Here is a 255-nt window from a genome sequence, read left to right on the forward strand (position 1 = left end):
CGGCGTCGTCCACCATGTCGCACTTGTTCAGGAACACGATGATGTAGCCCACGCCCACCTGGCGCGCCAGCAGGATGTGCTCGCGGGTCTGGGGCATGGGGCCGTCGGCGGCCGAGCACACGAGGATCGCGCCGTCCATCTGGGCAGCGCCGGTGATCATGTTCTTGACGTAGTCGGCGTGGCCGGGGCAGTCAACGTGCGCGTAGTGGCGGTTGGCCGTCTCGTACTCGACGTGGGCGGTGTTGATGGTGATGC

The 255-nt window shown here is 66.7% G+C and carries 1 protein-coding gene; it reads right to left on the reverse strand.

Going from position 1 to position 255, the window contains the following annotated elements; translation table 11 throughout:
• Positions 1–255: GTP-binding protein (locus IB278_RS33760; protein WP_263864289.1), on the reverse strand; the 255-nt coding region annotated here is incomplete at both ends.

The organism is Variovorax sp. VRV01 (assembly GCF_014852545.1).
GTDB lineage: Bacteria > Pseudomonadota > Gammaproteobacteria > Burkholderiales > Burkholderiaceae_C > Variovorax > Variovorax beijingensis_A.